We start from the raw sequence: 260 nt of genomic DNA, 5'->3' as shown, positions 1-260 counted from the left end.
CCTCGCGCACGCAGCCTTCCAGCACCGAGAAGTCGATCAGTGAGTTCTGCTTGCTGATGCCGATGCGCTCGGCGAACAGGCGCAGCGCACCCGGCGTGTAGCCGCGGCGGCGGATGCCCTGCAGGGTCGGCATGCGCGGGTCGTCCCAGCCGCTGACCAGCCCTTCCTGCACCAGCGCCATCAATTTGCGCTTGCTCATCACCGTGTAGTTGATGTTGAGCCGCGAGAACTCGATCTGCCGCGGCTTGGCGGCACGGTCG

Annotated in this window: 1 protein-coding gene; it reads right to left on the bottom strand. The window is 66.5% G+C overall.

The genetic code is table 11. The features are described 5' to 3' along the window. Positions 1-260: glutamate--tRNA ligase family protein (locus FLQ44_RS22655; protein ID WP_240801388.1), on the bottom strand; the 260-nt coding region annotated here is incomplete at both ends.

It is taken from the genome of Vogesella mureinivorans (genome assembly GCF_007644035.1).
In the GTDB taxonomy this organism is placed as follows: domain Bacteria; phylum Pseudomonadota; class Gammaproteobacteria; order Burkholderiales; family Chromobacteriaceae; genus Vogesella; species Vogesella mureinivorans.
This window is presented reverse-complemented; position numbering and strand designations above follow the sequence as displayed.